At 62.0% G+C, this 245-nt stretch carries 1 pseudogene; it reads right to left on the bottom strand.

What is annotated here, in order from left to right:
* Positions 1 to 119: 119 nt before the first annotated feature.
* Positions 120 to 245, bottom strand: a pseudogene (locus tag FNJ47_RS55205) (FlgK family flagellar hook-associated protein); the annotation flags it as partial.

Genomic DNA, 245 nt, shown 5'->3' with positions numbered 1-245 from the left:
AGCAGCTCAACGCGACCTCGCAGGGAATCCAGTCGCTGCGCGCCAATGCCGAGGCCGGCATCAACGACTCCGTCAACACCGCCAACAATGCGCTGCAGCAGATCGCACGCCTCAATGTCCAGCTGCACACCGGAATTGGTGAACACGGTCACCTGATTCTGGCTGTTGGTGACGGTGCGGATGTCCATCAGCTGCGAAAGCTGCGTGACGTAGCGATCGCGCTGATCGAGCAGCGCCGCGGTCGA

The organism is Bradyrhizobium uaiense, assembly GCF_010811875.1.
Classification (GTDB): Bacteria; Pseudomonadota; Alphaproteobacteria; order Rhizobiales; family Xanthobacteraceae; genus Bradyrhizobium; species Bradyrhizobium uaiense.
This window is presented reverse-complemented; position numbering and strand designations above follow the sequence as displayed.